The organism is Pseudomonas sp. E45-MNA-CIBAN-0222 (genome assembly GCF_040310405.1).
In the GTDB taxonomy this organism is placed as follows: domain Bacteria; phylum Pseudomonadota; class Gammaproteobacteria; order Pseudomonadales; family Pseudomonadaceae; genus Stutzerimonas; species Stutzerimonas stutzeri_AC.
In genome coordinates, this window is the sequence record NZ_JBEOPU010000213.1 from 1 (window position 1) to 242 (window position 242).

Below are 242 nucleotides of genomic sequence, written 5' to 3' on the forward strand. Positions count from 1 at the left end.
TCCTTGATGCCTGCCAGCATCAAAACTGAAATCGGGTAATAGATCATTGGTTTGTCGTAAACCGGCAAAAGCTGTTTAGACACACCGAGTGTGATGGGATGCAGGCGCGTACCGGATCCGCCTGCCAGAACGATACCTTTCATCATGCGAGCAGTTCCCGAGTATTGATGGCGCCCAGGCGTTCGCCCTGATAGCTGCCGTCCTGGACGCGGCGGCACCATTCGAGGTTATCCAGGTACCAC

The 242-nt window shown here is 55.0% G+C and carries 1 protein-coding gene; it reads right to left on the minus strand.

Going from position 1 to position 242, the window contains the following annotated elements; translation table 11 throughout:
• Positions 1-146, minus strand: a 146-nt coding sequence (locus AAEZ08_RS23370; RefSeq protein ID WP_349749227.1) for a sugar phosphate nucleotidyltransferase, incomplete at its 3' end; no start/stop codon positions are given.
• Between the last annotated feature and the right edge of the window lie 96 nt (positions 147-242).